8 protein-coding genes are annotated in these 8433 nt (G+C 68.6%); 1 reads left to right on the top strand and 7 read right to left on the bottom strand.

Translation table 11 applies throughout. The features are described from left to right. Positions 1 to 190 precede the first annotated feature (190 nt). Positions 191 to 715, top strand: coding sequence for a carboxymuconolactone decarboxylase family protein (locus tag ITP53_RS20000; protein ID WP_195896933.1), 525 nt, complete (start codon positions 191 to 193; stop codon positions 713 to 715). Between the two features lie 52 nt (positions 716 to 767). Here ITP53_RS20000 and ITP53_RS19995 read toward each other — a convergent pair whose 3' ends face one another. The 7 genes from ITP53_RS19995 to ITP53_RS19965 form a co-directional block, all read right to left on the bottom strand. Further along, positions 768 to 1628 carry a phosphotransferase gene (locus tag ITP53_RS19995; RefSeq protein ID WP_195896932.1) on the bottom strand — a complete coding sequence of 287 codons (861 nt, stop codon included), beginning with the start codon at positions 1626 to 1628 and terminating at the stop codon, positions 768 to 770. Positions 1629 to 1637: 9 nt separating this feature from the next. Further along, positions 1638 to 2888: a phospholipase D-like domain-containing protein gene (locus ITP53_RS19990; RefSeq protein ID WP_195896931.1), complete on the bottom strand. Its 1251-nt coding sequence runs from the start codon at positions 2886 to 2888 to the stop codon at positions 1638 to 1640. An 80-nt stretch (positions 2889 to 2968) separates the two neighbouring features. Then, positions 2969 to 3964, bottom strand: coding sequence for a LacI family DNA-binding transcriptional regulator (locus ITP53_RS19985; protein WP_195896930.1), 996 nt, complete (start codon positions 3962 to 3964; stop codon positions 2969 to 2971). Between the two features lie 32 nt (positions 3965 to 3996). Continuing rightward, on the bottom strand, positions 3997 to 5367 hold the full coding sequence (locus ITP53_RS19980) for a GH1 family beta-glucosidase (protein WP_195896929.1): 1371 nt from the start codon (positions 5365 to 5367) through the stop codon (positions 3997 to 3999). Next, positions 5364 to 6167: a carbohydrate ABC transporter permease gene (locus ITP53_RS19975; protein WP_195896928.1), complete on the bottom strand. Its 804-nt coding sequence runs from the start codon at positions 6165 to 6167 to the stop codon at positions 5364 to 5366. Before ITP53_RS19975 ends, ITP53_RS19980 begins: the two co-directional genes overlap by 4 nt. After that, on the bottom strand, positions 6164 to 7129 hold the full coding sequence (locus tag ITP53_RS19970; protein WP_195896927.1) for a carbohydrate ABC transporter permease: 966 nt from the start codon (positions 7127 to 7129) through the stop codon (positions 6164 to 6166). The genes ITP53_RS19975 and ITP53_RS19970 overlap by 4 nt, the downstream gene beginning before the upstream one ends. Then, positions 7126 to 8421, bottom strand: coding sequence for an ABC transporter substrate-binding protein (locus tag ITP53_RS19965; protein ID WP_195896926.1), 1296 nt, complete (start codon positions 8419 to 8421; stop codon positions 7126 to 7128). The genes ITP53_RS19970 and ITP53_RS19965 overlap by 4 nt, the downstream gene beginning before the upstream one ends. Positions 8422 to 8433 lie beyond the last annotated feature (12 nt).

Here is an 8433-nt window from a genome sequence, read left to right as displayed (position 1 = left end):
GGCGTGGAAGAGGCTTTAGTCTTTGCGGCGAGCTGGCGCTCGCCGCTCTGTGGGGCGATGAGCAAGCTCATAGCCCCACAGAGGTCCCCCCGCGGGGGGCACGCCCCCGCGAACCCCCATAAAGGCGTGGGAGAGGCCTTTGTTTTGCGGCGAGCGAGCTCGTGGCACCGCGGGCGGTTACGATCACGGGATGGTACGGCTGCGCAGAACCCCGCCCCATGAGCTGGGTCCCGAGGCCCGAGTCCTCTACGAGAAGATCACGTCAGGCCCGCGTGGCCGGTTCATGGTCGACTCGGAGGGCGGGCTCACCGGCCCGTTCAACGCGATGCTGCTCAGCCCGCCCCTCGGTGATCCGCTGCAGGAACTGGGGGCGGCCGTCCGCTACCGGTCCTCGCTGACCGACCGCGCGCGTGAGCTGGCGATCCTGGTCGTGGCGGGCCACCACGACAGCGCCTTCGAGCGGGCGGCCCACGAGTCCATCGCCCGCGACCTGGGCTTCACCGAGGCCCAGCTCCAAGTCCTCAGGGACGGCGCCACACCCGACCTGCCCGCGGCCGAGATCAGGATCCTCAACGTCACCCGCGCCCTCGTGACGAGGGGCGACCTGACCGACGAGGAGTACGCGACGATGGGGGAGCGGGAGCTCTTCGAGCTGACCACGCTGGTCGGCTACTACACGACGCTCGCGCTCCAACTCCGCGTCTTCCGGGTGTAGAAACGTCCACCTTGGGTGGAAGGACATCCTCTTCGGAGGGAAAAACTTTGCCTCAGGGTGGAGGATTATCACCCAGCCACTGATCCAGCGCCGCCCGTGCCTCCCGCGCCGAGGCCGGAAACCGCAGCGCCCTGACCATCATCCACAACGCCGCCTGCAACCCCCGAGCCGTCAGGAACACCCGCAACCCCGGATCATCAGGATTCGCCCCGTAGGCCCGCACGGCCGCCCGGCCGTCGAGCCGCGTCGTACGCAGCAGGCACGCCAGATCCCACCCCACGGGCCCGGCGGTGCTCTCCTCGAAGTCGTTCCACAACAGCCCGGCGGGGGTTGCGAGCAGGTTGCCCGGATGCGCGTCACCGTGCAGACACTGCGCGGCCCCGCCGTTCAGCCGCGTGACCAGCCCGGCGTGCGCGTCCCGCAGGCGCGCCAGCACGCCAGGCTCGACCTCGCCGGCCAGCGACTCCATCAGCCGCACCGGCTCGTCCACCAGCGTCCAGAGATACGGCAGCGTGCCGGGAAACCCGCGTAGCGCGTCGTGCAGCTCGGCCAGCATGCGCCCGGCCACGTCCGCCGTCACCCGGTGATCGGGGTCGTGCTCGACATGGGTCCAGAAGGAGACCGCGACGCCGTCCCGCAGGTGCGGCCCGGCGGGCAGCAGGTCGCTCGGCGGCGCGACCGGCGCGCCCAGCTCGTGCAGGAAGGACACGACCGCCAGCTCCCGCCGCAGCGCCTCGCCCGGGTGCGTCCTGGCGAGCGCCGTCACGGTGGGGACCCGCGCCACGACGGGCGCGGGCCGCAGGTGGATCCGCAGGTTGTAGGAGTCCTTGAGAACCACCGGCTCCCGCACCCGCACGCCGTACTCCTCGGCGACGGATACGGCGACCTTCAGCGCCGCGCCGGTTGAGATCACCCTTGTACGCTAACCACCCTGGCAGGCGGTCCGGACCTGGTAGAAGAAGGACAAGTACTGCGAGTGGATGTCGCGGCCGGCGATCCTGACGAAGGAGTCGTCCGCGTTCTCCATGTGCGAGAAATTGGCGCTGCCCGTGTAGACCCGGGGAGTGATGTCGTCGTCGTAGAAGCCGTCGATCATCATGAGCTTGTTGTGCGTCACCACGTCCCGGCTGCCGACCCTGAACCGGCAGGGCGTGACCTGGATGCGGCGGCCGTTCACCGTCTTGGCCAGCGTCTGGCGGACGGTGTCGTCGACGTTCTTGGCGTCGCCCGGGGCGTTCTCGTAGTAGACGATGTCCACCCAGCAGTTCTCGCCGCGCAGCCGTACCAGCTCGTCGGCGATCGCCACCCGGTTCTTGTTGAACGCCGTCAGCGCCAAGCGGATGTCGGTCTGCCGGGTGACGCCGGCCTCGTCCTGGTAACTGCACTCGATGAGCCGCAGGATCGTCACGATCGGGTCGGAGTCGGTGGCGCGCTTGGGGAAGAAGGTGGCGCGGTGCGCGGTGCCGGTGGGGGAGGTCCAGTAGTAGCCGGGATTGACCGCCTTGCGGCGGCCCGCCTGCAGGTCAGCGAAGTAGGTGCGGTACGCCCCGTAGACGCCGGCGTCCGTGAACGTGTACGCGTCGTTGAAGGAGTTGTACAGATACCAGTTGTTCAGGTTCGACGAGGTCACGAACACCACGTTGGCGTGGCTGGTGCCGCCGACCACGACGCTGGAGAACAGGGCGAACTTGCTGTGCAGGTAGTTCCTGGCGATGCAGCCGCGGTTGACCGACTCGCTCGGATACTCACAGCGGATCACCCAGGACCCGGCCGACTCCGACGTGCCCAGTGTCGCCTTGAGCGTGTCGGTGGTGGCGTTGTTGCCGTTGTCCTCCGGGCTGTCGAGGATCACCTTCACCTGCACGCCCCGGTTGTGGGCGGCGACCAACTGCGTCGCCACCTCGCTCGACCGGTCGCCGGGCGCGAACTCGAACATGACGAAGCGGATCTCGCTGCCCTGGGGCGCCGCCTGGATCAGCCTGATCAGCTGGTCCATGATGGCCGACTGCTGGGCGCTCGGGCTGCCGGCCACGCCGGAGTCCGCGGTGGGGTCGTTGAACACGGGCGCGTTGAGCACGGGCGGCCCCGTGACGGCCGCCTGAGCCGGGCTTGCACTCACGAGGAGGGCGGTGAGCAGGCATAACGCCATGAGGATGCGACGTCGGTACGTCATGAGGGTGCGTCCCTTCGGAGGGGTGGGCGCGACGATGCCGACCTCGACTGTCTTGTTTAATATGATTACTTGTCAATGAGTCAGGCCGAGTCTCTGATCACCAACTCCGTCGGCATGATCACCGGATCGGCCGGCCCGCCCTCGAACAGGCCGAGCAGCAACTGGACCATGGCCGCCGCCTGCTCCACCACGGGCTGGCGCAGCGTGGTCAGCGGCGGCTCGGTGTATTTCGCCGCCTCGATGTCGTCGAAGCCCACCACGGCCACGTCGTCCGGCACCCGGCGCCCGGCCTGGCGCAACGCCTGCAGGGCGCCGACCGCCATCAGGTCGTTGGCCACGAAGACCGCGTCCAGGCCGGGATCGTCGCCGAGGAGCTGACGCATCGCCACGGCCCCGGACTCGCGGGTGAAGTCGCCGACCGCGACGATCGAGCGGCGGTCGGAGTCGCGCAGCACGTTGCGGTAGCCGGTCAGCCGGTCCTGGCCCGCGATCATGTCCTGCGGGCCCGCGATCGTGGCGATCCTGCGCCGCCCGGACTCCACCAGGTGCCCGACTCCGGCCTCGGCCCCGCCCACGTTGTCGTTGTCCACGAACGGGATGTCCACCGGCACGGCCGGCCGCCCGTAGGAGACCACGGGGACGCGCAGGCGCGACAGCGCGACCGGCAGCGGGTCGGCGCCGTGCATGGAGATCAGCATGACGCCGTCCACGTGCCCGCCCGAGATGTAACGCTCCACCCGGGCGTGGCTCTTCGCGGAGGACGCCAGCATCAGCACGACCTGCTTGTTGACCGCTTCCAGCTCCATCGAGGCCGACCTGATGGCGGTGGAGAACAGCGGATCCTCGGAGAACACCCGGGTGCCCGGCTCGCTGACGACCAGGGCGACCGAGTCGGTGCGCTGGGTGACCAGGCTGCGCGCGGCCGAGTTGGGCACGTAGCCCAACTCGTCGATCGCGCGCTGCACGGCGTCGCGGATGTGGGGCGCCACCGTCGTCTGCCCGTTGACGACCCGGGAGGCGGTGGCACGCGAGACACCCGCCCGGGCGGCGACCGCCTCGAGCGTCGGGCGTCTCATGACTGCACCAAAAGGAAGAGCACGGAAAAAATCTACAGGCCGTTTCTGCTGATCACGTCCCGGTACCACAGCGCGCTGTCCTTGGGCACCCGGGTCTGGGTCGCGTAGTCCACGTGGACGATCCCGAACCGCCGCCGGTAACCCTCCCCCCACTCGAAGTTGTCGAGCAGCGACCACACCAGGTATCCGCGCAGGTCGGCGCCCGCCTCGATGGCCTGGTGCACCTCGCGCAGATGCCCGTCCAGGTACGCCACCCGCTGGTCGTCGTGCACCTGGCCGTCCTCCACGACGTCCTCGAAGGCCGCGCCGTTCTCCGTGACCATGAGGCCGACCCGTGGATAGTCCTGGGAGAGCCGTACGAGCAGCCTGGACAGGCCGTCGGGCACGATCGGCCAGCCCATCGCGGTCGTGGGCGCGTCCGCCGTGGCGAACCGTACGTCCTCCGAGCCCGGCCAGGCCGCGTCGGCGGGCAGGCCGGGACCGGACTCGACCACGCACGGGTTGTAGTAGTTGACGCCTACCAGGTCGATCGGCGCGTTGATCAGCCCGAGATCGCCGTCCAGGATGTGCCCGGTCCCGCCGTTGCGCGCCGCCGCGTCGAGGACCTCCGCCGGGTACGTCCCATGCACCGCCGGATCCAGGAACTGCCTGGTCAGCAACGTGTGGATGCGGTGGGCGACGGCCGCGTCGGCCTCGCCGGGCACTGCGGCGGGGTCGTTGACCTGGGCGGGGGTGAGGACGGGCGAGGAGTTGACGACGAGCATGATGCTGCGCGCGCCGCCCGAGCGCAGCCGCCGCGCCGCCAGCCCGTGGCCGAGCAGCAGGTGGTGCGCGGAGCGCAGGGCGGCGGCCGGGTCGCGCCGCCCCGGCGCGTGCACGCCGTTGCCGTAGCCGAGGAACGCCGCCACCCACGGCTCGTTCAGCGTCGCCCAGTCGCCGACCCGGTCCCCGAGCTTGTCGTGTACGGCCTGCGCGTAGTCGGCGAACCGGTAGGCCGTATCGCGATTGGTCCAGCCACCGAGGTCTTCGAGCCCTTGCGGAAGATCCCAGTGATAAAGCGTGGCATAAGGCGAAATTTCGGCGGCTAGTAGTTCGTCGACAAGCTTGTCGTAGAACGCCAGGCCGCGTGGGTTGATCGAGCCCGCGCCGTCGGGCTGGATGCGCGGCCACGCGATGGAGAACCGGTAGGCCGCGAGCCGCAGCTCGCGCATCAGCCCGACGTCGTCCCGGTAGCGGTGATAGTGGTCGCAGGCCACGTCGCCGGTGTCGCCGCCCGCCACGTTCCCAGGGGTGTGGGAGAAGGTGTCCCAGATCGACTGGCCCCGCCCGTCCTCCTTGACCGCCCCCTCGATCTGGTACGAGGCCGTCGCGGCACCCCAGACGAAGTCCTCGGGAAAGATCATCCCTTAACAGCTCCTTGCATGATTCCGCCGATGATGTGCTTGCCGAACAGGGCGAAGACGGCCACGAGCGGCAGCGTGCCGATCGCCGTTCCGGCCAGGCCCAGCACGTAGTCGTTGACGTACCCGCTGGCGAGCGTGGACAGCGCCACCTGGACGGTCGGATTGTCCGGGTTCAGCACCACCAGCGGCCAGAAGTAGTCGTTCCAGGCCGACATGAACGTCAGCATGCCGAGCACGGCCGCCGCCGGCCGGGCCGCGGGCAGCACGACGTGCCAGAACAGCCCCCACGTCGTGCACCCGTCCACCCGTCCCGCCTCCAGCAGTTCGGTGGGCAGGGCGCGCGAGAGGTACTGCGTCATGAAGAACACGCCGAACGCGCTGACCAGCGCCGGCACGATCAGCGCGTAGTTGGTGCCGGTCCACTCCAGCTTCACCATGAGCATGTAGAGCGGGATGATGCCGAGCTGCGCCGGGACCATCATGGTCGCGACGGTGATCACCAGCATGATGTTCCTGCCCCTGAACCTCAGCTTGGCGAAGGCGAACCCGGCCAGCGTCGAGAAGAACATCACCGCGATCGAGATCGACCCGGCCACGATGACCGAGTTGACCAGCGCCAGCCCGAAGGGGACGGTGTCGAAGACCCTGGAGACGTTGGCGAGGAAGTTCCCGCCGGGCAGCAGCGGCGGCGGCACCTCGGCCAGAGCCGAGTTGTGCCTGGAGGCCACCACGACGCTGTAGTAGAGCGGGAACGCGGAGAAGAACGCCACCGCGGTCAGGGTCAGATAGCGCAGCCTCACACCAGCCCGCCCTTCATCCTGCGGCTGATCAGGAAGTTGATCCCGGCGACGATCACCACGGCCACGAACATCAGCCAGGACGCGGCCGAGGCGTAGCCGAAGTCGAACGCCGAGGTCGCGAAGCCCTGCTCGTAGACGAACAGCGCGAGGGTCTGGAACTGCCGGTCGGGCCCGCCGGTCGCGACGCCGCCCCCGCCGCCGCTGCTCTGCCCGAACAGCATGGGTTCGGCGATGATCTGCATGGCGCCGATGGTCGAGACGATGACCACGAAGATGATCGTGGGCCGGATCATCGGGATCGTGATCGTGCGGAGCTGGGTGAAGGTGCCCGCCCCGTCGAGGGTGGCGGCCTCGTACAGCTCGCGCGGCACGGCCTGCATGGCGGCCAGGAAGATCAGCGCGTTGTAGCCGGTCCAGCGCCACATGATCATCACGGACAGGGCGATGTGCGAGGTCGCGGTGCCCGCCGCCCAGTCGACGTGCCCGGCGCCGAACCACGACAGGATCCAGTTGATCATCCCGAAGTCCCGGCCGAAGAGCTGGCTGAAGATCACTACTACCGCCACCACGCTCGTGACGTTCGGCAGCAGCAGCGCGACCCGGAACAACGTCTGGAACCGCAGCCGCCGGTTGAGCAGGTGCGCCAGCCAGATGGCCAGCGCGAGTTGCGGCACGGTCGAGAGCACGCCGATGGACAGGGTGTTGAACGTGGCGTTCCAGAAGTAGCCGTCGGCGAGCAGCGTCGAGAAGTTGGCCAGGCCGACGAACTCCTGCGTCTCCGACAGCAGCGTCCACTCGTGCAGGCTCACCCAGGCCGTGTAGACCAGCGGGAACAACCCGAACGCGCAGAACAGCAGGAAGAACGGCGCCACGTAGGCGTACGGCGACACCCTCACGTCGAGGGTGTGCCGCACACCGCGCCCACGCCGCCGTCGCGTGACCGCGAGCGGAACAGTGCTCATTTGATCTTTGCCACGTCCTCGAGCACCTGCGCCCACGCCTCGTCAGGCGTCTGCTTGCCCTGCTCGACCCGGCCGAGCCCGTTGCCGATGGCGACCCGGACGTCGCCCTCCTTGGGGCCGAGGTGCTGTGCCTTGAGCGCCTTGGCGGCGTCGGAGTAGATCTTGCCGATCGGGGCGTCGCCGAAGAAGGGCTTGGTGAAGTTCTGGATCGACGGGTCCTCGTAGAGCGCCGGGATCGACGGGAACGTGCCTTCCTCCTTGAACACCCTGGCCTGGTTGTCCTTCGAGGTGAGGAAGTTGATCAGCTCGGCGGCCTCCTTCGGGTGCTTGCTCTGCTTGGGGACCATCAGGTGCGAGCCGCCGCTGTTGCCGGAACCGCCGGGCACGGTCGCGATGTCCCACTTGCCGGAGGCGTCCTTGGCCTGTTCCTGGATGAAGCCCGTCATCCAGGCCGGACAGATGATCGTGGCGAACGAGCCCTTGGCGAAGCCGGTGTTCCACGGCGGGGAGAAGGCCGCGAGCTTGGCGGTCAGGCCCTCCTGGGTGAGCTGGTTGGACAGGTCCCACGCCTTCTTCACATCGGGGTTCGAGTCCGCGATGACGTTGTCCTGGGTGTCGTACAGGCCGATGGGGGCCTGGTTGACCATGGCGCGGAAGATCTCGCCGGGGGAGTCCGTGAACTTGGCGCCGGCCACGTTCGCCGCGGCGAACTTCTTGCCGGTCGCGATGTACTCCTCCCACGTCGGCCAGAGCGCCGCCACCTCCGTCCGGTCCGAAGGCAGCCCGGCCTTCTCGAACAGGTCCTTGCGGTAGCACATGGCCAGGCCGCCCACGTCGGTGCCGAGCCCGAGCACCTGTGTGCCGTCCTTGCTCAGGCCCTGCTGCCACTTCCAGTCGAGGTAGTCGGCCTGCCGCTGGTCGAGCCCGTACTGCTTGAGGTCGGTGAACTTGGCGGGCTGGGCGGTGAACGTGCTGATGTAGCCGACCTCGACCGCTTCGACGTCCCCGGCGCCCGCGTTCGTGGCCAGTCGCTTGACCAGGTTGCTGAGGTGGTCGTTGAACTGGGTGACGCTCTCGACGATCTCGATGTCGGGGTGGGTCTTCTTGTATTCCTCGTAGAGTGGCTTGAAGCCGAAGTCGCCGAAGAGGCCGACGGTCAGCTTGATCTTCTCTCCAGGCTTGGCGCTCGACTCGGACGCGCTGCTCCCGCCGCCGCCACCGCACGCCGTCGCCAGGACGAGCACGGAGACGGTGAGCAAGGGCAGGCCGAATCGCCGGACGCGAGGGGTCATGGAAACCCTCCA

Source organism: Nonomuraea cypriaca, from assembly GCF_015645445.1.
Classification (GTDB): Bacteria; Actinomycetota; Actinomycetes; order Streptosporangiales; family Streptosporangiaceae; genus Nonomuraea; species Nonomuraea cypriaca.
This window is presented reverse-complemented; position numbering and strand designations above follow the sequence as displayed.